This is a genomic window from Lactobacillus sp. M0390 (assembly GCF_016102085.1).
Classification (GTDB): domain Bacteria; phylum Bacillota; class Bacilli; order Lactobacillales; family Lactobacillaceae; genus Lactobacillus; species Lactobacillus apis.
The window spans coordinates 721,489-745,045 of the sequence record NZ_JACFPH010000001.1; the positions used below are offsets into that span (position 1 = coordinate 721,489).

Annotated in this window: 24 protein-coding genes; 2 read left to right on the plus strand and 22 right to left on the minus strand. The window is 37.3% G+C overall.

Going from position 1 to position 23,557, the window contains the following annotated elements:
* Window positions 1–23: 23 nt before the first annotated feature.
* Genes acpP through H3R25_RS03425 form a run of 5 tightly spaced genes read right to left on the minus strand, consistent with a single transcriptional unit; the run spans window position 24 to window position 5,387 of the window.
* Window positions 24–266 (minus strand): acyl carrier protein, encoded by a 243-nt coding sequence (acpP, locus tag H3R25_RS03405; RefSeq protein ID WP_046307130.1) that lies wholly within the window; start codon window positions 264–266, stop codon window positions 24–26.
* A gap of 23 nt (window positions 267–289) precedes the next feature.
* On the minus strand, window positions 290–1,288 hold the full coding sequence (gene plsX, locus H3R25_RS03410) for a phosphate acyltransferase PlsX (protein ID WP_122035407.1): 999 nt from the start codon (window positions 1,286–1,288) through the stop codon (window positions 290–292).
* An 18-nt stretch (window positions 1,289–1,306) separates the two neighbouring features.
* Entirely contained in the window at window positions 1,307–3,343 is a 2,037-nt protein-coding gene (recG, locus tag H3R25_RS03415) for an ATP-dependent DNA helicase RecG (protein ID WP_198194302.1), read from the minus strand.
* A 1-nt stretch (window position 3,344) separates the two neighbouring features.
* On the minus strand, window positions 3,345–5,003 hold the full coding sequence (locus H3R25_RS03420) for a DAK2 domain-containing protein (protein WP_198182350.1): 1,659 nt from the start codon (window positions 5,001–5,003) through the stop codon (window positions 3,345–3,347).
* Between the two features lie 21 nt (window positions 5,004–5,024).
* On the minus strand, window positions 5,025–5,387 hold the full coding sequence (locus tag H3R25_RS03425; RefSeq protein ID WP_046307138.1) for an Asp23/Gls24 family envelope stress response protein: 363 nt from the start codon (window positions 5,385–5,387) through the stop codon (window positions 5,025–5,027).
* 166 nt (window positions 5,388–5,553) lie between these two features.
* Between H3R25_RS03425 and rpmB the strand changes: the two genes are divergently transcribed.
* Window positions 5,554–5,739, plus strand: a complete 186-nt coding sequence (rpmB, locus tag H3R25_RS03430) for a 50S ribosomal protein L28 (RefSeq protein WP_046307139.1) — start codon at window positions 5,554–5,556, stop codon at window positions 5,737–5,739.
* 85 nt (window positions 5,740–5,824) lie between these two features.
* Here rpmB and H3R25_RS03435 read toward each other — a convergent pair whose 3' ends face one another.
* From H3R25_RS03435 to gmk, 10 genes are all read right to left on the minus strand, one after another.
* On the minus strand, window positions 5,825–6,517 hold the full coding sequence (locus H3R25_RS03435) for a thiamine diphosphokinase (RefSeq protein WP_198194303.1): 693 nt from the start codon (window positions 6,515–6,517) through the stop codon (window positions 5,825–5,827).
* Window positions 6,517–7,170, minus strand: a complete 654-nt coding sequence (gene rpe / locus H3R25_RS03440; RefSeq protein WP_198194395.1) for a ribulose-phosphate 3-epimerase — start codon at window positions 7,168–7,170, stop codon at window positions 6,517–6,519. The genes H3R25_RS03435 and rpe overlap by 1 nt, the downstream gene beginning before the upstream one ends.
* Before the next feature lie 7 nt (window positions 7,171–7,177).
* Entirely contained in the window at window positions 7,178–8,071 is an 894-nt protein-coding gene (gene rsgA / locus H3R25_RS03445; RefSeq protein WP_198194304.1) for a ribosome small subunit-dependent GTPase A, read from the minus strand.
* The gene (gene pknB, locus H3R25_RS03450) at window positions 8,068–10,047 is read right to left on the minus strand and encodes a Stk1 family PASTA domain-containing Ser/Thr kinase (protein ID WP_198194305.1); all 1,980 of its coding nucleotides are present in this window, start codon (window positions 10,045–10,047) and stop codon (window positions 8,068–8,070) included. The genes rsgA and pknB overlap by 4 nt, the downstream gene beginning before the upstream one ends.
* Window positions 10,044–10,793 carry a Stp1/IreP family PP2C-type Ser/Thr phosphatase gene (locus H3R25_RS03455; RefSeq protein WP_074425145.1) on the minus strand — a complete coding sequence of 250 codons (750 nt, stop codon included), beginning with the start codon at window positions 10,791–10,793 and terminating at the stop codon, window positions 10,044–10,046. Before H3R25_RS03455 ends, pknB begins: the two co-directional genes overlap by 4 nt.
* Before the next feature lie 4 nt (window positions 10,794–10,797).
* A complete protein-coding gene (gene rsmB, locus H3R25_RS03460; RefSeq protein ID WP_198194306.1) occupies window positions 10,798–12,120 on the minus strand; it encodes a 16S rRNA (cytosine(967)-C(5))-methyltransferase RsmB in 1,323 nt (440 codons plus the stop codon).
* Window positions 12,110–13,054, minus strand: a complete 945-nt coding sequence (gene fmt, locus H3R25_RS03465; RefSeq protein WP_198194307.1) for a methionyl-tRNA formyltransferase — start codon at window positions 13,052–13,054, stop codon at window positions 12,110–12,112. The genes rsmB and fmt overlap by 11 nt, the downstream gene beginning before the upstream one ends.
* 14 nt (window positions 13,055–13,068) lie before the next feature.
* The gene (priA, locus tag H3R25_RS03470) at window positions 13,069–15,468 is read right to left on the minus strand and encodes a primosomal protein N' (RefSeq protein ID WP_198194308.1); all 2,400 of its coding nucleotides are present in this window, start codon (window positions 15,466–15,468) and stop codon (window positions 13,069–13,071) included.
* Between the two features lie 63 nt (window positions 15,469–15,531).
* Window positions 15,532–15,750: a DNA-directed RNA polymerase subunit omega gene (gene rpoZ / locus H3R25_RS03475; protein WP_046307157.1), complete on the minus strand. Its 219-nt coding sequence runs from the start codon at window positions 15,748–15,750 to the stop codon at window positions 15,532–15,534.
* 2 nt (window positions 15,751–15,752) lie between these two features.
* A complete protein-coding gene (gene gmk / locus H3R25_RS03480; RefSeq protein ID WP_046307159.1) occupies window positions 15,753–16,367 on the minus strand; it encodes a guanylate kinase in 615 nt (204 codons plus the stop codon).
* A 207-nt stretch (window positions 16,368–16,574) separates the two neighbouring features.
* Between gmk and H3R25_RS03485 the strand changes: the two genes are divergently transcribed.
* Window positions 16,575–16,850, plus strand: coding sequence for a hypothetical protein (locus H3R25_RS03485; protein WP_046307161.1), 276 nt, complete (start codon window positions 16,575–16,577; stop codon window positions 16,848–16,850).
* Window positions 16,851–16,890: 40 nt separating this feature from the next.
* Here H3R25_RS03485 and H3R25_RS03490 read toward each other — a convergent pair whose 3' ends face one another.
* Genes H3R25_RS03490 through H3R25_RS03520 form a run of 7 tightly spaced genes read right to left on the minus strand, consistent with a single transcriptional unit; the run spans window position 16,891 to window position 23,555 of the window.
* Complete coding sequence (locus H3R25_RS03490) at window positions 16,891–17,754, minus strand: GNAT family N-acetyltransferase (RefSeq protein WP_198194309.1); 864 nt, start codon at window positions 17,752–17,754, stop codon at window positions 16,891–16,893.
* Window positions 17,751–19,436, minus strand: a complete 1,686-nt coding sequence (gene recN / locus H3R25_RS03495) for a DNA repair protein RecN (RefSeq protein WP_198194310.1) — start codon at window positions 19,434–19,436, stop codon at window positions 17,751–17,753. The genes H3R25_RS03490 and recN overlap by 4 nt, the downstream gene beginning before the upstream one ends.
* Before the next feature lie 9 nt (window positions 19,437–19,445).
* On the minus strand, window positions 19,446–20,255 hold the full coding sequence (locus tag H3R25_RS03500) for a TlyA family RNA methyltransferase (RefSeq protein WP_187158049.1): 810 nt from the start codon (window positions 20,253–20,255) through the stop codon (window positions 19,446–19,448).
* Between the two features lie 3 nt (window positions 20,256–20,258).
* Entirely contained in the window at window positions 20,259–21,125 is an 867-nt protein-coding gene (locus H3R25_RS03505) for a polyprenyl synthetase family protein (RefSeq protein WP_198194311.1), read from the minus strand.
* Window position 21,126: 1 nt separating this feature from the next.
* A complete protein-coding gene (locus H3R25_RS03510; protein WP_046307168.1) occupies window positions 21,127–21,369 on the minus strand; it encodes an exodeoxyribonuclease VII small subunit in 243 nt (80 codons plus the stop codon).
* Window positions 21,359–22,717, minus strand: coding sequence for an exodeoxyribonuclease VII large subunit (gene xseA / locus H3R25_RS03515; protein WP_198194312.1), 1,359 nt, complete (start codon window positions 22,715–22,717; stop codon window positions 21,359–21,361). Before xseA ends, H3R25_RS03510 begins: the two co-directional genes overlap by 11 nt.
* Window positions 22,707–23,555, minus strand: a complete 849-nt coding sequence (locus H3R25_RS03520; protein ID WP_074425126.1) for a tetrahydrofolate dehydrogenase/cyclohydrolase catalytic domain-containing protein — start codon at window positions 23,553–23,555, stop codon at window positions 22,707–22,709. Before H3R25_RS03520 ends, xseA begins: the two co-directional genes overlap by 11 nt.
* Window positions 23,556–23,557 lie beyond the last annotated feature (2 nt).

A 23,557-nucleotide genomic window follows, 5' to 3' on the forward strand; every position in this document is an offset into this window, starting at 1 on the left:
TATCAACCTGAAATTTATTGAAATTAATTTTGATGTGAAGCAATGTAACTAACTGCATCGCCAACTGTTTTTATCTTTTCAGCATCTTCATCAGAAATTTCTGCACCAAATTCATCTTCCAATTGTAAAATGAACTCTACTAAATCAATTGAGTCAGCATCTAAATCAGTTGTAAAATTCGTTTCTTTTGTAATCTTGTCTTTAGAGACTTCAAAATTATCGGCTAAAATGTCCTTTATTTTAGTAAAAATTTCTTCTTCAGTCATTATTAATTCTCCTTTATTACTTTTCATTTATCAGTAGCAAATTCAGCCCTAAATTGGTCAATAATATTTTCTTTTAATATTTTATCGACCTGCTTAATCGTAAAATAGACTGCTCGCTTGTCTGAACGTCCATGCGTCTTTACCACAGGAGCATCCAGGCCTAGTAAAACCGCTCCACCGTACTTATCAACGTCAAATTTTGAAACTAAACCTTTCAAGGCATTTTTTATTAATAAAGCACCAATTTTAACCAAAAAACCACTATTTAGCAAATTGTCTTTTAATAAATGAATTAGAACTGAAGACGTTCCCTCAATATTCTTTAAGACGGCATTGCCTGTAAAACCATCTGTTGCCACAACATCGGCTTTACCCTCTAAAAGCTCATTTCCTTCAATATTACCAATGAAGTTTAATTCACTATCAAGTAATAATTGATAAGCTTCTTGATGAACATCGTCACCCTTATCACTTTCAGACCCATTGTTAAGAAGGGCAACGCGTGGATTTCTAATACCGCGGACTTTTTCAGCATAATATGATGCCATTTTAGCCCAATTAAGGATGTACTCAGGTTTGGTCTTGGCATTTGCACCAACATCAATCATGTTAAAACCATCGTCTGAATTTTTAACAGGTAAAGTTGGCATAAATCCTGGACGAGCAATCCCCTTAATCCGACCAATAATAAAAATACCACTAGCCAGAATTGAACCAGAATTTCCTAATGATAAAAGTGCGTCCGCTTTTCCCTGCTTAACATACTGCGCTGCGACAACCAAAGAAGAATCTTTCTTTGTCCTGATTGCTTTAACAGGTTCATCCTCATCATTAATAACTTCTGTTGTACCAACTATCTCTATTTGGTCAGTATCGGAACCGACCAGTTTTTTAATTTTTGCTTGGTCACCAAATAAAATAAATTTGGTTTCTTTTAATTCTGTTTTTGCCTGCAAAACGGCTTGGACAATGGCTTCTGGCGCATTTTCGCCACCCATTGCATCAATTGCAATTGTTCTCATTTATTTCCACAATCTTTTCTAAGTACGTTCTTGCTGTAATTTTTTATATTCTATCACTTGTTTTAAATTTTTGTGCTCACTATCAGATAATTCTGGATCTTTTTCAACTATATTGTTGGCTACTTGTTGAGCCACAACCATTGTTTCGTAGTTGTTGACCACATTTCCTACCTGAAATTCTGGCAAACCAGATTGTGCACGCCCGAAAAGATCACCTTCACCACGAAGCTTTAAATCTTCTTCGGCCAGTTTAAAGCCATCGGTTGTTGATGCAATTATTTTCATTCGCGCCTTCCCAGCTTCCGTTTTTGGATCTGCTAAAAAGACACAATAGCTTTGCGTTTTTCCACGTCCAATTCGGCCACGAAGTTGGTGCAACTGACTAATTCCAAAACGATCGGCATTGTAGATAATCATTAAATTTGCATTGGCGACATCGACTCCAACTTCAATCACACTAGTAGTAACTAAAATGTTAATCTCACCAGCTGCAAACTCTGACATAATTTCTTCTTTTTTTGCTCCCGGCATTTGGCCGTGAAGAAGTTCAACACGTTGATCAGGAAAATCATGGCTTAGCTTTTCAAAAAGTTCCTCTGCATTTTTTAAATCAAGCGCTTCAGATTCAGTAATCAGTGGAGTAACCGCGTAAATCTGAAAATGTTGCTCCAGCTGCTCGCGCATTAGACGATAAACATCACTCATCTGGTTGCCAGTCTTCCAAAAGGACTTAATTTGCTTTCGGCCCGCCGGAAGATGGCGAATTTCTGAAACAGAAGTTTCGCCATAAACTGTTAAGGCTAGGGTTCTTGGAATTGGAGTTGCAGTCATTGCCAAAGTATCAGGTGCATTACCCTTATTAATCAAAGCTTGACGTTGTCCAACTCCAAAGCGGTGTTGCTCATCAATAATTACGAGTCCTAGGCTTTTAAAAATAACACTTGGTTGAATTAATGCATGAGTTCCAACAACCACATTGATAGTGCCATCGGTCAATTCACGATATATTTCTCGACGCTCGAGTGTCTTAGTAGTTCCAGTTAAAAGTGCTGTCCTAACTCCAAACGGCCGCAAAAGATCATCTATCTTCTTAAAATGCTGCGTAGCTAAGATTTCTGTTGGCACCATTAAAACTGCTTGAAACCCCGCAGTAACGGCTGCATACATCGCATAGATTGCAACAATCGTTTTACCTGACCCAACATCCCCTTGCAGCAAGCGATTCATTTGCTTAGTAGAATGCAAATCAGCAAAGATTTCATTTATAACCCTTTTTTGATCATCTGAAAGATCAAATGGCAATGCTTTAGTCAGTTCATTGATTTCTTCCAAGTCATACTTTTTTGCTATTCCAGTATTTTGGGAATTATGCCTAGTCAGTTCAGCAAGTTCTGTTTGGAAAATAAAAAATTCGCGGAAAATTGCGCTTCTTTTCGCTAATTCTGCTTCACGACCATTTTTTGGATGATGCATTTGCAAAATTATTTGTTGCTCGGGAAGTAAGCGATACTTTTGACGAATTGGTTCGGGAACGATATCCATTACGTCTGGCAAAAAATCCTCCAAAGCTAAATCTATCAACTCAACGAGCTTCTTTTGCCTAATATGATGGTTAACCGAATATATCGGAGCCATTCCGCTGTCATTTTCCTTTGCAGCAACAAATTTAAAGCCAGCCAAACTTTGCCTTGCGAGGTTGTACTTGCCATAAACTGCTACTTCTTTTCCAACTTCAATTTTTTCTTTTAGCCATGGCTGATTAAAAAAATTGACCAAGATTACATCATGGTCAATTCTCATTTTGAAACTAAGTCTGCTTTTTTTGTAACCAAATCTGCTAACAAAGGCGTCAGTCGCAACAATCCCTTTTAGCATTACCTTTTGACCATCCATGATCTGATCAAGTGGTATCGTCTGCAGCTCATCATAACGAAATGGAAAATAAAATAACAAGTCGTATATGCTATATATTCCTAAGCTACCAAGAGCAGCAGCAGTTTTTGTTCCTACGCCTTTTAAATTGGTCACAGGAGCAAATAGTTTGTTTGCATCCATTTTACTCTACAGAAATCAAGAAATTATAAACTGGTTGCCCACCATTGTGCACTTCAAATTCAAGATCGTCGTGCTTTTCTTCTAGCGCAGAAACAACTTGATTGGCCTCTTCTTTGTTAGAATCACGACCAAACATCACAGTAATAATTTCTGAATCCTCATCAAGCATTTTTTCAACCATATCAACGGTAGATTGAACTAGATCTTTTTCAGCAACTTGAATATCACCATCAATAATACCTAAAAAATCATTTTCATGGATTTCAATACCATTGATTGTTGTATCACGGTTAGCTTTAGTAACTTCTCCTGAAACGACATCTTCAAGTGAATCAGTCATATTATCAACGTTGTTTTCCAATGTATCATCTGCATCAAAAGACAGCATTGCAGTTAATCCTTGCGAAATTGTCTTAGTAGGTACAATGCCAACTGGAATATCGCTAACTTCTGCTGCTTGCTTTGCTGCCATTACGATGTTGCCATTGTTAGGTAAAACGATTGCCTTCTTGGCTCCTGATTTCTTAATCGCATCGATAATGTCTTGAGTAGAAGGATTCATTGTTTGTCCACCAGAAATAATCCGGTTTACTCCTTCACTTTCAAATAGCTTACGGATACCGTTACCAGAAGCAACTGCGATTACAGCAAAATCTACACTTTCTTGCTGTTCTTCATTGTTGTTAACAATCGTCTCATGTTGAATACGCATGTTATCAATTTTGATTTTACCTAATTGTCCAAATTGGCTGCCATATTCAAAAATTGCACCTGGATGCTCAGTATGAATATGAACTTTAGCCACCTCGTCATCAGAAACAGCTAAAAGCGAATCACCTAATTTAGATAAGTGATCTCTAAATTCTTCAAGGTTAAATGGCTTTTTATCAGGCATATCAGCAGTCAAATCAACCATAATTTCTGTACAATAACCATGGTCAATATCTTGAGTAGCTAATTGTGATTGAACGGACTGGTGGTGCATGGCATTAATCATTTCATCCATTTCACCTTCATCTGGTTGGTAGCGATCTGCAAAATCTTCGCCGAGAAGACCTTCCAAAAATCCTTCATAGATAAAGAGCAAGCCCTGTCCACCTGAATCAACTACACCGACTTGTTTTAAAACAGGTAACAAATCAGGTGTTGTCTTCAAAGCTGCTTTTGCTCCTTCAACAATCGCCTTCATTACTTCTTCGACGTCGTCCGTTTCGTTAGCCTTATTAGCACCTTCTTGAGCTGCTACACGGGCAACAGTTAAAATTGTACCTTCAACTGGTTTCATCACAGCCTTGTAAGCTGTGGCAACACCATTAGAAAAGGCATTTGCAAGTTCTTGAGCGTTTAAAGTCTGCATTCCTTGAGTAGCTTTGTACACACCTCTAAAGAGCTGGGAAGAAATAACCCCACTGTTACCGCGGGCACCCATTAACATCCCTTTAGCCAAGCTTTCGGTTAAATCACCGACACTATTACTTGGGTTTTCGCTGACTGCCTTTGCTCCGCTTTCAATAGTTAAATTCATGTTTGTTCCAGTATCACCATCAGGAACTGGAAAAACATTCAAGGAGTTAATAAACTCTGCATTTCGGCCAAGTCGGTGTGTTGCCACACGGACCATGTCTCTGAACTTTTTACTATCTATTTCCTTTAAAACCAAAATTTATAACCTCCGCTTGAGTTATTCGTCAAGCACTTTAACACTTTGAACGATGACATTAACAGCCTTAGTATCAATTCCAAGTTGATTCTTCAAATTGAATTTAACGCTAGTTTGTACGTTACGGCTAACTTCAGAAATTTTTAGTCCGTAGCCCACAATAATATAAACATCAACCGTAATACTATTATCTTCCGACTTAACAACAACACCACGTTTATAGTTTGCTCGATTAAGAATTCCGTCAAAGCCATCACGAATGGCATTCTTAGATGCCATCCCAACAACACCGTAATTGGATGTAGCTGCACTACCAACAACAGTTGCAATTACTCCGTTTGAAATATCAATCAAACCATCTTTTGTTTTGATTTTAACAGCCATGTTTATCCTCCGAATCATTGTTCTCAATATTATGAATCTATTTTATCATAGTAATCAAGTAATAATACAAAAATCCATTTATAAAAAATACTTTTCAGGTTGCAATGATTTAGAGAATATGCTATCTTAACTAAGTATGAAAACACAAATAAAGGGGGTTTAGCAAATGGCAAAAGATTATATCACTGGTAAAAAGACCACTTTTGGTAACACACGTTCACACTCACTGAATTCATCACGTCGCACGTGGAAGCCAAACCTTCAAAAAGTTCGTATTCTTGTTGATGGTAAACCAAAGCGCGTATGGGTATCAACTAAGACTTTAAAGTCTGGTAAAGTTACTCGTGCTTAATAAATGGACTGACAAATAGTTTGTCGGTCTTTTTTTATACTTAAAAAGCCACATTCTCTTTTAACTTGAGTAAGTGGCTTTTTCTTTATTTTTGAATGTTTTGAAAACGGTCAAGATCACGCGATTGGATTATTGCAATTAACCCCTTCTTAAATGATACATTAAACGTGTCCTGTTTATGCAAAAACTCGTTTGAACTGAGGGAAACTGGATTAGTATTTGAATAGCCAGCAAGATTATACTTGGCGTTTGAGATATTCAGTTCCTGTACTTCATTCAATGTAGCAACGCCAAAATAAGTGTAATTCTCTATACGTTTAACAACATGCTTGCCAGGGTTTAAAAATGAAATATAATTTTGCTGATCAATTATTTGTATCTTTTCAGCATATTGCCTGAATTCAGGTTTTAGCAGCATGAATAAATTAGTCAAAAAATGATCTAGTCTTCCACCAGTTGCACCAATTAAAGATAGTGAGTCGACGCAATAATCATCAAAAGCATAATGTAAAGCAAGTTCGGTATCGGTTAAGTCTTTTTCAGGCACTGAGTAACGAATATCAGAAACACTCTGATTAATCCGCAATAGCTCTTCTTTTTTCAGAGAATCAAAATCACCTACCGCAAGATCAGGAGTTAAATTTAACTCTTCCAATAGCAAACTTCCACGATCGACACCAATAATAAAAGTTCCTTTTTCACGAGCTTTTACCATTTTATCCTTTATATCAATAGGCCAAGAAATATTTGGACCGCCTAATAGTGCAATTGCCTTCATTATTCTTCAACAGCTTTTTCTAATTTTTCAATTTGGACTGGAATACTCTTTTGGCAGAATAGATACGAACCCGCAACAAAAATATTAGCTCCAGCGTCCTTAGCCAGTTGAGCAGTTTGGTCGTTAATACCACCATCAACCTCAATCGGAACTCTTCCTGCTAAAAGTTCATTTGCTTCTTTAATTCGCTCACATGAACCCGAAATGAATTTTTGTCCGCCAAACCCTGGATAAACAGTCATCATTAAAACTTGATCTATTTTAGCTTGGAATTTTTCTAAAACTGAAACAGGTGTGTCTGGATTAAGAACAATGCCAGCTTTTATCCAATTTGAATGTAAAAAATCGATCCAGTGATTCAGCTTATCTTCAGTCATTGCTTCATAATGAAGCAAGATTAAATCTGCTTTTGCTTTAGCAAATTCTGGTACCAAAACATCAGGATTATTACTCATTAAGTGAACTTCTGCTTCTAAATCAGGAAATTCAGCTTTAAAATCACTGACTAGCTGCGGGCCAAATGACAGATTTGGTACAAAATGGCCGTCCATAATATCAATATGAAAACGCGTAATCCCATTTTCAGCAGCAGTGGCAATATCATCCTTCAAATTCAAATTATTAATATTTAGAATTGATGGTGCAATCATTATTGTCTCCTTATTTTAAATACTCCGGCATCCTACCATTCTCAATTTCTGAACGCATCTGTAAATAATTATCATAACGGCTTTGTGTGATTTCCTGCTTTTCAACCAGATTTTTGACCTCGCATTTAGGTTCCTTGATATGTTGGCAGCCACGAAACTTGCATTTAACACTTGCTCGTTTAAATTCAACAAAGTAATTACATAAATCATTAATCTTAATTGGTGTAAAGTCAATCGCAGAAAAGCCCGGTGTATCAGCTAAAAAGCCCTCACCAAGTGGGAACAGTTGAACTGTTCTAGTAGTATGCTTACCACGGTTCAAACTGGTAGAAATTGCAGCAGTTTCCTGCTCTATATCTTGTTTCAGATGATTAATCAATGTTGATTTTCCAGCACCAGATTGTCCAGCCAAAGTCCAAATTTGTTGAGACTCAATTGCTGACGGCAATTTCTCTGCCAGTTCTTCCCATTGGTAAAAAACTGGATAGCCTATTTTTACGTAGTAAGACAAACTAGCTTTAATTTCGGCAAATTTTGCTTCATCGACCAAATCGCTTTTTGAAAGATAAATACTAACTGCAACTTTTTGCCAAGAAAAGAAGGTTAGATACCTGTCTAATAATTGAAGGGAAAAATCAGGTTCAACAGCTGAAATCACCAGTAAAACATGATCTACATTTGCTAGTGCAGGTCGGCCAATCATGTTAACTCGAGGCAGGATTTCTGTTAAATAGCTTGTACCCTGCTCGTCTATTTGAATTTTTACATGATCGCCAACAGTCGGTTTTTCCTTATTTTTCCGGAAAAGTCCTCGCGCTCTTGTGCGCACAATTTGGTTTCCAGTTTGAACATCATAAAAACCAGAAATTAGTCCAACAACTATCCCATCAGTTTGTTTAATCATCTATTTACCTTTTCGTTTAGTATAGTTTGACCATCCCTGACAACACGTAATTCACCTGCTCCATCCTTTAACGAAAATGGAATTGAGAAGTTCATGTCTCTTTTTATGTACAAATCACGGTAAATATTATTAATTGAGTGATCGTCATCAGAAATATAGATTTGAATGTGATTACCTCTTCTGTTAGGCGAATCATCATCATCATTATCTTGATACGTTACTGTAAATGTTTTAATCGCAGTATGGTCGCGCTCAATTTTTGGACCCTCAGAAACACTAACCATTATTGTACTTCCATGAGGGACATGTGTTCCGGGGGCAGGACTCATGGAGATAACCATGCCCTTTTTTACTTTCTTTGAATAAGCAGGACTGACTTGCAAAATCAAATCATGCCGACGAACGTATTCTTGAACTTCTCGCAATGTGTAATCTTTAAAATCTGGAAGCTTAACAGTATCATTTTTTTCGTGATCATCTTGTCCCTTTGAAACGACCAAGGTGATCGTTGTTTCCGCCGGCTTTACTTCTACTCCAGCAGCAATACTTTGCGAAACCACATGATCAATTGGAACACTGTCAGAAAATTGGTTTTCGCGGATAACGTCAAAACCCATTTTTTCTAGTTTAGCAACTGCTACTTGGTACGAATCGCCTGACACATCTGGCACTTTAGCCATTCCAACGCCATCGGAAACTTTTAAGTCAACAAATCTACCTTTTTTTGTCACTCTACCAGCTGGAGGCGATGTTGAAATAACTTTACCTCGACCAATTCGCTCTGAATTTTGGTGCCTTATTTTGCCCACCTTCAAACCGACTTGTTCAATTTTTTGGCGAGCAGATTCTTCGGATAAATTAGTAACATCTGGGATTCTTACTTCACTTTGACTGTTATTGGTAACAACTAAAAGCAATAAACCAACCACTAAAACAGCTGCCAGACCCATAAAAAGCCACCACCATTTATGAGTTTTTAATGTCTGCAAAAAATTGCCTTTTGTTGAGGACTTATTATTTTTATCGTCTAATGTCTCTTCTTTTACTTGATTACTATCCTCTCGCTGACGATTAGCCTTAAAATCAGGTAAAATTATAGTTTCATCATCACTTGTGCCATGTGTTGGTACAAAAACAGGTTCATTAACTCGAGCAGGATCCAAGCTAGTGTCAATGTCTGCACGCATTGCGCTCGCTGAAGCATAGCGATCCCGGGGATCCTTAGCGGTTGCTTTTAGAACAACATTTTCTAGAGCTTGCGGAACCTTCGCATCTTTTTCTTTAATCGATGGAATTGGTTCTTGGGCATGTTTAAGAGCAATCGCGACTGCAGAGTCGCCATTAAAAGGAACTGAGCCAGTTATCAGCTCATAGAGAATGATTCCAAGTGAGTAAATATCTGATTGTTTAGTAATTAACCCACCACGTGTCTGTTCAGGAGACATGTAATGCACTGAACCGAGCGCAGAATTTGTCTGCGTAATTGAATTTTGGTTTAATGCAACTGCTATACCAAAATCGGCGATTTTAATATTACCGTGTTTATCCATCAAAATATTTTGTGGCTTTAAATCACGGTGTATCACATTATGCTTATGCGCCAATGTCATTGCACTAAGTATTTGATCCATAATTCGAATCACATCATGCAAATTAAGTGGTGAATTCTGAATAATATAGTCTTTTAAATCAGGTCCATCTACGTACTCCATTACCATGTATGGCAAGCCTTGATCAGTGCCCACATCTAAAACCATCACAATATTAGGATGACTTAATTCACTGGTAGCAAGCGCTTCACGTTGAAAGCGCGCTACAGTTTGCGGCTCTTTTTGTAGATCCAGCCTTAAAATTTTAACGGCAACTTTCCGCTGTAAAATGATGTCTTCAGCTAAATAGACATTTGCCATTCCGCCTTCACCTAATGTATCGATTATGCGATAGCGGTCGCCTAATAAATAGCCTTTATTAATCAACGTGAGCCACCACCTTCATTTAGGACTAGACAAACGGTAATGTTATCGCCGCCACCAAGACGATTTGCTTCATTAATTAGCTTATGGCAGCGGTCTTTGAGTGACAGATCCTTAGTGGCTAAAATTTGTTGGATTTGCGGATCAGTCAAAGAATTGGTTAGGCCATCTGTACATAGCAAAATAAGGTCGTCATCATTGAAGGGGATTTCACGAAATTCAGGATCAATTGTGCTTGAAACGCCAAGTGACTGCGTAATGATGTTTTTTTGTGGATGGGTTAAAGCCTGCTGCTTAGTAATTTGCCCCATTTTAACTAGTTCATTAACAAGAGAATGGTCTTCAACTAGTTGAACAAATTTTCCTTCTGCATAACCGTAAGCACGTGAATCACCCAAATGAGCAATCAAAGCTTGATGGTCAAACACAACTGCCAAAACAATTGTAGTGCCCATTCCATTTAAATCAGGAAAACGATCTGCTGTGCGCAAAATCGTTTCATTTTCAGAGCTTAATTGGACATCAAGCCATTTATGAGCATTTGCACAATCACTGAAATCGGTCTCGCTAAAGCTGTGACCTAAATGGCTAACAGCCATGGTTGAGGCAACGTCACCACCTTGGTGACCACCCATGCCATCACAAACGATTGCCATCGTCGCTCCACTTTTGTTTTTAAAAACTTGTACAAAATCTTGGTTGCTTTTACGTATTCGTCCAATACTTGAAGCAAATGCTGTTTTAATCAAAATGTTAACCTCGTGCTATAAACTTGGCAATAAAGAAGCCATCACTGCCATAACTGTCCGGTAAAAGCTTAATTAAACCATTTGGCGCATCCATATTACCTGTAGTGAATGACTGTAATTCAAACTCCGGATGCTCTTTTAAGAAAATTTCTACAACGTCTTCGTCTTCTTCACTTGCAATCGTACAGGTAGAATATACTAGCTCTCCATTCTGCTTCAGTAATTGACTAACATGATCAAGAATCGCCAACTGAATTTGTTGCAGCTTGGTTAGATCAGCCAGGGTTTTATTGTAGCGAATTTCTGGTTTTCTTCTAAGTAATCCTAATCCTGAACAAGGAGCATCCACTAAAATCTTATCAAAAGAATTTTTGCTGAATTCACTATCCACCTTACGAGCATCCATTTCCTTGGTGATTACCCGCTCAGCTACATTCATTCGTTCAGCGTTTTGCTTAACCAAGCGTAGTTTATTGGCATGAATATCCAACGCCGTAACTGTGCCACTGTCTAGGTTTTCAGCAATCTGCACTGTTTTACCTCCTGGGGCACTACAGGCATCGAGAACTTTTTCATTTCCTGTAAAATCAAAAGCGCTCACTGCTAAGCTAGCAGCTTCATCTTGAATGGTTAGTTTGCCAGATTTAAATAAGTTAGTTGAACTAACACCGCCATGATCCAAAACCAATTCTTCACTCGTCAATTGGGAAGGTTGTGGCGAGAAGCCTAATTCATTCAATTCACTGACAACTTTATTTGGATTCGCCAACCGAGAAAGACGAACAGTATTTTTAGCTGGTTCATTAATACTTGCCAGAATACTTTCTGTTCGTTCAATTCCCCAATGATCAACTAAGTACTTAACTAACCATTCTGGGACGCTTTCTTTGACGCTTAAATAATTTATCTGCTGCTCTTTTTCAGGTAAAACTGGCCCACGTCTAATTAAAGAGCGCAAGATTCCATTAACTATTTTATAGCCAGTCGAATTACGCTTTCCAAACTGTTTAGCCAAAATATTAGCTTCGTTTAAAACTGCTCGGTTAGGAACTTTATCCATAAAAAAGAGTTGATAAGCTGACATTAATAACAATGGCTTTAGATAGTCTTCTTTTAGCTTGGTTTTGATTAAATCATGCAATTGAAATTCCAAATAAATCTTATATTGAACCGTACCATAAACAAGCCTGGTAGCAAAGTTGCGGTCAGTTTCCGATAAATTAGAATTGCGTAAGCTATTATTCAAGCTAATATTTGAATATGAACCATCATTAAATATGTGTATTAAAGTTTCTAAAGCAATAAAGCGAGCACTTTTATCCGTCAACTACTTGTTCTCCTACTTTAAACTTACTACCTTGACCATTCAAAAAGCTCTGAATTGACATTTTCTTCTTTCCAGCTGGTTGAACTTCTAGCAGATTCAAAACGGTGCCTTCCGCAAAACTAATTGCGAAACGATTATCATTAGCAACTAAACTTCCAGCGGGCAAAGTTGTTTTTTCTTCAGGAACTTGAGCTTGCCAAACTTTAAGTCGACTATTTCCAAGCATTAGGTAAGCGCCTGGATCAGGATTGAGCCCTCTTATTAAGTTATTTGCTTGTGACGCAGTTAACGTCAAACTAATTTTTTCTTGTTGCTTGCTGATATTCGGAGAGAAAACGACCTGATCAGGATCCTGCGCCGTTTTTTCATCTGGATGAGCAATTATATGTGGAAGTGTCTCTAAAAGCAAGTCTCGACCAACAAGTGATAATTTATCAAAAACGCTACCAGTAGTATCATCAGGCTCTATCTTAATTGCCTTTTGCGCATAAATGTCGCCTGCATCCATTTCCTTGACCATTTCCATAATAGTGATACCTGTTTCTTGATCACCATTAATCACAGAATATTGAATTGGCGCTCCACCACGATATTTAGGTAAAAGTGAGCCGTGAACATTAACCGCAGCAATTTTAACTGAGTTTAAAAATTTAGTTGGTAAAAATTGACCATATGCTGCTGTAACAATAAGATCAGCGTGCATTTCAATCAGCTCTTCGACTTCTTCAGAACGAGCCAACTTAGTAGGCTGATAAATCGGTAAATTGAGTTCTTCAGCTGCCACTTTAACAGGCGTTTTAGTAACTTGCTGCTTTCGACCAACCTTTTTATCTGGTTGCGTCACTACAGCCTTAATTTCATAATTATTTTCGACTAGTCCTTTTAAAATTGGTACAGAAAAATCTGGTGTTCCCATAAAAATTATTGATGTCATTAAACATATCCCCTTTACATGATTCGTTCTGGTTCATTGTCGATATAAATATTTAATCCATATCTCTTCACTTTTTGTGCAGAATCCTGGATTTGATGTAATAAGCTATTTAAATTGTCTTCTTTTTTATATTTTACCAGTATTTGATAATAATATTGATTTTTTAGGCGAGAAATTGCGCTTGGTGATGGTCCTAAGATAATTGCCGAACTACTCAAATGTTGCTGAAGTTGCTTTTTAATTTTGAATGCTTCCTTAGCAGCATTTTGCTCATTTTTGGATGCAACAGAAACCAAAACGGTATAAAAGTATGGTGGATAATTACCAGCATGACGCACTTTCATTTCATAAGCATAAAAATTCTCATAATCCTGTTTTTTAGCAAATTTAATAGCGTAATGATCTGGATTAAAAGTTTGTATTATGACTTCGCCAGTCTTTTCAGCACGTCCTGCCCGACCAGCTACTTGTGTCAAAAGCTCAAAGGTACGTTCAGATGCATTGTAATCTGGCACCCACAAACCCGTATCAGCATTGATTACACCAACTAAAGTTACATTGGGAAAATCCAGTCCCTTGGCTATCATCTGTGTGCCCAATAGAATATCTGCCTCATGATTTCCAAAAGTATCAAGAATTTTTTTAAAAGCACCTTTTCTTCTCGTCGTATCAACGTCCATCCGTAACACTCTTGCTTTGGGTATTAGCTCATTCAACTCTTCTAACACCTTCTGCGTTCCGGTACCTAAAAATCTGATTCGTTTACTGTGACAATTTGGACAAATTTGTGGAATTGCAGTTGTATAGCCACAATAATGACACTGCATTTGTTGGGTATCCTTATGCATTGTCAATGAAAGGTCACAATTAGGACATTTCATTACGTAACCACATTCACGACAAAGCATAAAACTGGCAAAGCCACGTCGATTTAGCATTAAAATTACTTGTTCATTTTTTTGCAGTCTTTGCTTGATTGCATCAACTAGTTGAATTGATAAATCAAGTTGATTACCTGCAAAATCAGCCTTTTTTAAGTCTATTAAATTTACTTCAGGTAGTTTCTTGGCATTGGCACGTTTTGGAAGTTCTAATAACTGATAAACACCTTTCTGGGCTCGTGCACGGCTATCAAGAGACGGAGTGGCACTACCCAGAACTAAAGGACAAGAATTGTATTTACTACGCCAAATTGCAACATCCCGTGCATGATAACGCGGATTGTCTTCTTGCTTATAAGACGATTCATGTTCTTCATCAATTACAATTAAACCGATGTTAGTTAAAGGAGCAAAAACCGCGCTTCGTGCACCTACTACAACATGAACCTCCCCGCGTCTTATACGACGCCATTCATCATATAATTCCCCTTCAGATAAACCACTGTGCAATACCGCTATTTGATCACCAAAACGATTTTTTACTTGCTCAACCATCTGCGGTGTTAGTGAGATTTCTGGTACTAGCATTAACGCATTTTTGCCAAGCTCAAGCGTCTTACTAATTGCATTCAAGTAGACTTCAGTTTTGCCACTACCCGTAATCCCTTCTAATAAAAAAGTCTTAGCCGTTTTAGTTTGAATCGCAGGGGTAATTTGCGCAAGTGCTTCTTTCTGGTCCTCATTTAACTCAACCTTTGGTTGACTTGCTTTAGACCGTCCATAGCTAGCTATTGGATCACGATAAATTTCAGTTTGACTTCTTTCAAGCCAACCTTTTTTAATCGCGCTTGTTAAAGTTTCTGTTTTGAGCTGAGCCCCTTGCTCAAGTTCATTTTGCATCATTGGAAATTGTTCATAATTTTCAATGACAAACATTAATAGTTGTCGCTGCTTAACGGCATTTGTACGAAGCTCTTCATACAAACTAATATAATCTTTTTTAGCTAAAGTAAGTTCATAACAATTGGCTGTTTTTACTTTGGCACGATTTTCAACCAAATATTCTATCTTGGCATCTTGACTGCGTAGCAAGCTATTAATGCGACCAATCTCTTGATTATCAGTCACATTAGCTAAATCAATTGGATCACCGTGAAAGTATGGCATTTTTTTTGCTTCGTCGGTTATCGGTACCAAGATTTTGCGGTAATTTGCCCGCATCACTCTTGGGAGCATTGTCTTAAGAATCGAAATTCGATAGGCAAAAATCCGATTAGCCAGCGCGTTAGATAATTCAACTAATTCAGGTGTTAACGGTGGCATTTCATCCACTACTAAAAGCAAATCTTTTAATTCACCCTGATATTTGCTTTTTTCACTGAGGCCAACGACAAAACCCTGCAATTTACGTGAACCAAATGGTACAAATACTCGTGAGCCAATTTCTACACCATCTAAGTCATCTGGTACATAATATTCAAAAATGCGGTCAGTCTGTTTTGCTGCAATATCAATTACTACTTGCGCAATCATTTAATCATCCTTAAAAAAATAACCTCCATCCCAAAAGAGATGGAGGTTAAATAATTCAACCAACTACTGATTAACCTCGCGATGGCTTGAATCGACGGTAACTTTACCGGCTTCAATCTCCTCAAGGGCCTTTCCGACGGGCTTTAATGATTTATATTCTTTCAATGCCTCTGGATCACCAGCTTCAAGTTCATGTGCACGCTTTGCAGCAAGAACTGATAGTGAATATCTTGAATCCACTTGGGCTAACAATTTATCAATTGATGGATATGTAACTCTCATCTTTAATCCTCCCTAACCATTTTACGGTAAGTATCAATCACGCGTTTTACGCTGACATGTTCAGCATCTACGATTGCCTTAATGTGATCAACTGCATTTGCAACAGTATCATTGACCACCGCATAATCATAATCTTGCATGACTAAAATTTCATTACGCGCCTGCTTGATTCTTCCCATAATAACATCTTCAGACTCAGTCCCACGATTTTCTAGACGTTGATGTAATGTATGCAAATCTGGTGGCGTTAAAAAGATAAAAACTCCGTCAGGCATTTTTTCTCGTACCTTTTTTGCTCCATTAACATCGATTTCCAGCAGTACATCTTTGCCTTCTTCAAGCATTCGCTTAACCGGTACTAAAGGTGTCCCATAAAAATGATCAACGTACTTATTATATTCTAAAAGTTCACCTTGGTTAATGGCTTCTTGAAATCTTTCTTCGCTAACAAAGTAATAATCTTTACCATCTACCTCGCCCGGTCTAGGTTTTCTTGTTGTCATCGAAACCGAATATTCAAACGGAAAAACTTTACCATCTACGATTGCACTTTTCACAGTGCCCTTTCCTACTCCTGAAGGACCAGAAAGAACAAGCAACAAGCCTTTTTCTGTCATGCCATACTCCCCTAATAAAAGCTATTATGTCTAGTTTGCACTAAATGCAGAATATTTTCAAGTTCTACCTATTTATTATGTACAACAAGGAATTTTAAAGTAGCGCATGATGGAAATTATTTTTGGAAAAAGTATTGTTTTTCTGAACAAATGTTCTTATAATATAAAGAGTCAAACAAGTGTTCGAGAAAAACTGAGGTATGATTGATGAAAAACTCACTTAAAAAAATCTATCACTATTTATTTGATTATGACATTGATAAACTGAGTATTTATGACCAATATCACAGTGAAATTCTATCTTCTTTAGAATTTGCTTTACTTCACCGGGCTTATGTCCTATTAAGATATCAAGATGGTACTAGTGAAATTGGCCAGGTCATTAAGCACATTTCTGCAGGACGCTTTGCCTTGCGCACAACTAACCAAAAGCTAATAAAAGTTATTGACTTAGATAATATTTTTAGGGTCGATTTAGCTTAATAAAAAAAGAGTTGAGAAATATTTCTCAACTCTTTTTTTACTATTTTTCTTTCACTAAATAGTAAGTTTCACTAACTATTTTTAAGCCAGCATTTTGATATGTCCGAACTGCCGCTATGTTATCAGGTTCCACATCAAGCGAAAACTCGTTTATTCCTTTTCTAATCAAAATTTCCATCATTTTTTTAATAAAGAAGCTAGCATATCCATGTCCCTGATAGTCGCGAGCAACAAATAAACCAAAGAAATACCCGTCATCAACAGCACAATAGCCAATCACGTCTTCTTTATAAGTTAAAACAAAACTCAGCATTTGATCATCAGCCAAACTTTCGGCAATATAAGTTTTAGCGTTCGCAATATCTAGATCAAAAGCTACACTATAAATACTTGCAACATTATTAAAATCCGTTTTGACCATCTGACGCACGCCTAGTATGCGATTCAGTTTATCATCTTGAAAAATTTTCTCTGGATTTTGTGTACTCATATGATAGTCAGCAGCATCAACTTTTAAATTATTATTGGACAAATATGTCGGATTTTGTTCTATAAAAGCTTTCTCGCTAACAAAATCATAGTTCTGATAACCATATTTATTCAGAATCTTTTTTGCACGCTTAATCATTTCAGTAGCTATGCCTTGTTGACGTTTTTTGGGCGCTACTTCCACATGAATGTCAACTTCTTCATCCGGCTTCTCATCAGCATAAAGCATTGTTAGACCTATTAGCTCTTCATTATCATAAGCTAGAATAAAAGTAGGCATATCCTTAAAATAATTGTATTGATTACTTAAATAGATATCACAAAAAGTTTTATCGTGTTCATGAATTACTTTAGCTAGCTGACGAGCCTGCTTCACTTCTTTAGAATCTAATTTTATTTTTTCGAGATATCTCATTCTTTCTTTTTAAAACTCCTCATTAGGTCTTTCGCGTTTTGTTTTGCAGCTTGAGTAACATCGCTTCCTGCCATCATTTCGGCAATTGCAGTTACTGTTTCTTCCTGGGTTAATGGACCTATTTGAGTGTAGGTTGCACCATCTTTAACTTCCTTGGCAACTAAGTACTTTTGATCACTAGCTGCAGCTACCTGAGGCGAATGAGTTATGGCAATAACCTGTTTATTTTGTCCAATTGAATGCAATTTCTTTCCAATTGCCGCTGAAACTCTTCCAGAGACACCAGTATCAATTTCATCAAAAATCATTGTTCCTACAGGTTCAACCCGACTAAAAATTGCTTTAAGCGCTAAAATCAACCTTGATTGCTCACCACCTGAAACAATTTTTACCAATGGCATTAAATCTTCTCCCGGATTAGGAGCGATTAGGAACACAACTTCATCTGTTCCCTTTTTGGTGAAACCCTTAGTAGTCGAAATATCTATTGCAAAACGGGCCTTTGCCATGTATAAGTCTTTAAGTTCTTGCTTAATCTTCTCTTCTAATGTATTTGCAACTTTTTCACGCATCTGATGAAGTTTCTTTGCTTCTTCAGTTAGCTTACTTTCAACTTGAGCTACTTCTTTTTGCAGTTTTTCTTCATCCAGACCGCCAGTTTCATATTGACTCAACTCTTTTTGTACTTTTTCATAAAAAGCAAACACATCCTGCAAAGTAGGGCCATACTTTTTCTTCAGCGAATTAAGTAAATCTAATCTACTTGTAACATATTGATAGCGTTCCTCATCAAAGTCCATTTCATCTAAGACATTTGATAGTTCACTTCTGGCATCACTTAATGCAAAGACACCGTCATCAATTGTTTTGGCAATGTCCTTAAACTTAGCACCATATTCGCCGAGTTCATTTGCAGCACTTTGAGCATTACCTAGTAGTGTTTCCAAACCGTGTTCGTCATCATCGTACAACTGCATTAAGTAATTGGCAGTATCCACGATTTTTTGATAGTTACTTAATTCGTTGTAGTCCTCTTCTAGTTGCTCGTCTTCTGTTGGATCAGTTAAGTTGGCAGAAGATAATTCTTCACTTTGAAAGGTTAAAATATCCTGCTTTTGGGCTAACTCTTGAGCGTCACTTCGCAAATGGTTCAACCGGTCGCTTAACTTTTCCCAAGTAGCGAAATTGGCTTGGTACTCCGCTAGCTCTTTTTTAAATTGTTCTGGAGCGTAATTATCAACTAAATCAATTTGCCGGTCCTGATCCATTAAAATTTGTTGATCATTTTGACCATGAATATCAACCAGATAATAACCCAATTCTCGTAGAACGTTAATCGTCGTTAACTGTCCATTAATTCTGACTACATTACGACCTTTAACGGCAAGCTCCCTACTAATCACAAGTTGCCCGTCTGAAATTGGCAAGCCATACTGCTCACATAGTTCTGTAATTTTAGTGGCTTGATTGTCAATTTCAAAAAGACCTGTAATAACAGCCTTCTTTTCACCACTACGAACCATTTCTTTTTGGCTTCTTCCACCCATCAATAGTGAAACGGCATCAATAATAATAGATTTACCAGCACCAGTTTCACCAATTAGCACTGTCATATGTTCTTGAAAGCGAACCTTCAAAGCCTTAATAATGGCGAAGTTTTTAATATCCAGTTCAACTAACATAATTATCTCCTAAAGCTCAGCAACTGCTCGTTCAACAACTTCTTCAGGGGTTCCTGACCATAGCATTTGCCCACCATTTTCTTCACTTTTTTGCAAATGAACTAAAAATTCAATATTGCCTTTGCCACCTTTAATTGGTGAATAATCAAGGCCTAGCACGTTAAAGCCTATTTCACGCGCTTTTTCGATGGTATGTTCAATTACATTGCAATGAACCTGGTGGTCATGAACAATTCCGTGTTTACCAACATTTTCTGGCCCCGCTTCAAATTGAGGCTTAATTAGGCAAACAGCATCACAATCATTTTTAAGAATGTCGTACATTGGCGGCATAATTAGATCAAGTGAAATAAAAGAAACGTCAGTCATCGCAAAATCAGGTAATCCTTGGGTAAAATCTTCAGGTTTACTAAAACGGAAATTTTGCTTTTCCATGACCACAACGCGTTTGTCATCTCGCAACTGCCAAGCCAACTGATTGTATCCTACGTCAAGTGCATACACCATTTTGGCGTGGTTCTGTAGTGCAACATCTGTAAAACCACCGGTAGAAGCTCCAATATCAAGACATATTTTATCTGTTAAATCAATTTCGAACGATTCAAGGGCTTTTTCGAGCTTAAAACCCCCACGTGAGACATATTTTTTATCCGACTTTTTAATATAAAAATGTTCATCTTCAGGAAAACTTGTTCCACTCTTATCAATCCGCTGATGATTGTGATCCGAAACCAAACCAGCCATAATTGCTCGCTGTGCCTGAGTTCGAGAGTTAAAAAGTCCTTGTTTAGCTAATAGTATGTCAGCTCTTTCTTTCATTTTTTAGAGCACCTTTTGATATAAATCTAGAAAACCAGTTAAAACTCCATTGTTAAGACTCGTTAAATTTGCTTTTGCCTCAGCAATTAATTTGGTTAGTTCACTTCTACTTTGTTCAATACCAAGAATTGTTAAAGTATTGTTCTTACCATTTTCTTGGTCCTTGTGAGTTGCTTTTCCAGCCTCTTTACTAGTTTGAACGACATCAACTAAATCATCATAAATTTGGTATGCTCGACCAAAATTATCGGCAAATTTAATTAGATTTGTCTTACTATTTTCATCTGCTCCCGCATAAACAGCACCCATTTTGACACAAGCTTCAATCAAGCAACCTGTTTTTAACCATTCCATTCGATCAATTAAAACTTCGTCATCAGCCACACTTGCATTATTGGTTGAATCAATGTCAAGATATTGTCCTCCAACCATGCCGTTGGGTCCAACTGCTGAAGTAATAATTTTAACCAATTCATATGACTTACTACCTTCTGCAATCCATTGAATTCCTAATGGAAGCAATGCGTCTCCAGCCAATATTGCTTCAGCTTCACCCCATTTTTTATGACTGGTTAATTTGCCACGGCGATAATCATCATTATCCATCGCAGGTAAATCATCATGAATCAAAGAATACGTGTGGATTAGTTCGATACCACAAGCAATTTGAACTTCAGAATTCGTAATGTCCTTATTTAAAGAATCTAAGGTAGCCAGAAACAATAAGGGCCGCAGTCTTTTACCACCAGCCATTACTGAATAGGTCATAATTTGACTTATTTTTTTGTCATCAACGTCTTGTTTTAAATGTTCCTCTAAATATTGATCAATTTTGGGTGTCCATTTTTTTCTAAATTCTACAAAATTCATATTATTCTTCCGGTGCTGCAGCGTCATTTGGATCTAATTGATGTTCTGTACCATCACTATCAATTAATTTGGCAACAGTCTCCTCTGCTTCCGTTAAACGTTTGTTTAAGTCCTTACTCAGTTTTACTCCAGTTTGAAATTCAGTCAATGCATCTTCTAAGGCTACATTACCATTTTCAAGGTTGCTAACAATTTTTTGTAATTCATTTAATTCTTCTTCGAAGTTATTTTTCTTAGTTGCCATTTTCGTTTCTCCTAACTGCTTTTACAACAGCCTGTGCTTTACCATCTTTAAAATTAATGTTTATTTCATTATTCTTCTTCAATTGATCCACAGAAGTAATTGTCTTCTGCGTATCATCAGTTACATAAGCATAACCACGATCAAGCGTCATTAAGGGACTGTAGTCGTTCAATTGCTGACCGGCTTGAGCCAAATGATGCCTTTTTTCGCGTAAAAGCGTCTGCATATTGGAAACTAGTTTTTGGTAGAAAAAGTTCTCTTGTTGAAGCACTTGCTCAATTTTCTTTTCTGGATTCACACCAACTAGCTTTTGCTTTGTAAGTTGATATTGTTGTCTTTGCCGCTCAAGTAGATGAATCATGCTACTGTGAAGCCGCTCACGTAATAAATCGACGGTTTGGGCCTGCTCGTCATATAGTCTGGCCGGTTCTCTCATAATGACCGAATTGTTAATACGATTCAAATATTCACGTCTAACTCGAATAATATTCTGCATACTTGCCAATAGGCTGCTTTGTAATTGATGAATATTAGCTAATTCATCAGGCAAGTTAGGTGTTGCATATTCAGCTGCAGCAGTGGGTGTTGCAGCACGGGCATCAGCCACCAAATCACACAAGGTAGTATCAGTTTCATGACCAACTGATGAAATAACCGGCATACTCATATCATAAACTTGCCGAACCACTTTTTCTTCATTAAAAGGCCACAAATCTTCAAGCGAGCCACCACCTCTACCAATAATCATGACATCATATTTGTCACCATAACTGGTAATTTGTTTCATTGCTTCCACCAAAGAATCTGCAGCACGATCTCCTTGAACTTGAGCAGGAAATAAATCAACTTCGGCATGAGGAAATCTGCGATTGACAGTAACCAAAATATCATGAATTACTGCTCCGGAAGCACTTGTAACTACTGCAATATGATCTGGAAACTTTGGCAATGGCCTCTTATGGACTTCATCAAACAAACCTTCGTCAGATAATTTTCTTTGCAATTGTTTTAACTGCTCATATAGTGCCCCAAGACCAGCAGGTTCCATTGATTCGGCATAAAACTGGTAGGTTCCCTGAGGACCATATACACTTACATAACCCGAAATATAGACCTTCATACCCTCTTCAGGCTTGAATTTAACCTTATCAAAATATGAACGGAACATTACCACATTTATTTTGGATTTTTCATCTTTCAACGAAAAATATTGATGAGAATTTCTGCGATAGCGAAAATTAGACAGTTCACCTTGAAGAAAAACTTTATGCAAATACGGATCATTTTTGAACTTCTGTGTAATATAGTAATTCAGATCCGTAACTGTAAGATACTTATTATCTGCCATTTTTTCTCCTTGTTAGTTTAACAACTTGCTCCATCAATGATTCTACAGTTAAAGGACCAATTCCTCCAGGGACTGGCGTAATAAAGCTCACTTTAGGTTTAACCAATACAGTATTAACATCCCCAACAGTTTGATTGTTAACTCTATTAATGCCAACATCAATCACCACTGCATTTTCTTTGACCATCTCTGGCGTAACCAAGTTAGCGTGTCCAACAGCTGAAACAAGTATATCGGCATTTTTGGTATATTCAGCAAGCTGTTTTGTTTTTGAATGCAAAATAGAAACTGTCGCATCTCGTTCTAGCATTAAAGCAGCTAATGGCTTGCCAACAATACTACTACGACCGATGATTACCACTTTTTTGCCATGTAACTTAATTTGATAGTGATCAAGTAATGCCAATACACCATGAGCTGTTGCAGGTTCGACATAATGGTCACCGCGCCATAAACGGCCTACATTACTCGGCGTCAAACAATCGACATCTTTTTCTGGATCGATATGTTCCAATGCTTCATTGAGGTTAATTTGCGGTGGGACCGGTAACTGGATCATAATACCGTAAACTTTTTTATCCTGATTTAACCGATCAATCAGAGTTAACAAAGACTGCTGACTCTGTGTTTTAGGCAGTTGATAGACTTTTTGAACAATTCCAATTTCATCTGCTCGCCTTTTTTTAGTTTTAATATAGAGCTTACTGCTTGGATCATCACCAATATTAATTACGCAAAATAATGGAACTATTCCCTGACTTTTTAATTCACTAACCTGTGTCTTTAGTATAGCCGCGCGCTCATCAGCTAAGTTCTTTCCATCTAGAAATTGACCCATTA